Consider the following 421-nt stretch of genomic DNA (forward strand, 5'->3'; position numbering starts at 1 on the left):
ACTTGCGGGCCTTGCACCATTCGACCATGAGAGCGGCAAGCTCAAACGCAGAGCCAAGATCAGCGGTGGCCGCGCGCGCGTCCGGCGCGCGCTCTACATGGCTGCTCTGGGCGCCATTCGCGCCAACGATCGCTTCAAAGCCTTCTACACCGCGCTCGCGGCTCGATCCGGTTCGAAGAAACTCGCAATCGTGGCCGTCGCCAGAAAGCTTCTCGTCACACTCAATGCAATCATCCGCGACAAAACCGCCTTCGCATGAACACAGTTGCCATTACCTGCGAGCGCATCAACAATGCTGAATTCTGGTCGGCCGCATCCTTCGGAGAGCGTCGCGGCCTGGATCCTCGGGTCAAGCCCGAGGATGACGAATGGAGAAGCTCCACCGCCTTCCGCCAATCGCCGTGGCTCACCCCACCGCCAG

General features: G+C 61.8%; 1 protein-coding gene. It reads left to right on the forward strand.

What is annotated here, in order from left to right:
* On the forward strand, window positions 1–259 hold a 259-nt coding region (locus EN861_RS34350), incomplete at its 5' end, for a transposase (RefSeq protein ID WP_135928210.1).
* Window positions 260–421: the final 162 nt, after the last annotated feature.

Origin of the sequence: Mesorhizobium sp. M8A.F.Ca.ET.218.01.1.1 (assembly GCF_004791165.1) — a bacterium.
Taxonomy (GTDB): Bacteria; Pseudomonadota; Alphaproteobacteria; order Rhizobiales; family Rhizobiaceae; genus Mesorhizobium.